General features: G+C 52.8%; 1 pseudogene. It reads right to left on the bottom strand.

Annotated elements, in window-relative coordinates:
• Positions 1–202, bottom strand: a pseudogene (locus tag Q4563_RS23345) (hypothetical protein); the annotation flags it as partial.
• Between the last annotated feature and the right edge of the window lie 27 nt (positions 203–229).

The following is a 229-nucleotide window of genomic DNA, read 5'->3' as shown; positions in this document are numbered from 1 at the left end:
CCTCACGGCTGTAACCATGCAGGTTAAAACTGGTGGTGCCGGCCGTATCGCCATCGTAAAACAAGTGCACAAGAAGCAACCAATTGTCGGTTAGTCGGGTTGGTCGCAGCTCAACCGCTGCACGTAACTTGCCTTCCAGCTGCAGCAGATAATGGCTGCTGCTATCCAGGGCCTCAGCATTTACCGGTATATCCTTTGTCATAGCGGACTCCTTTTCAGGTACTCCACC

The organism is Gilvimarinus sp. 1_MG-2023, from assembly GCF_030548285.1.
This window is presented reverse-complemented; position numbering and strand designations above follow the sequence as displayed.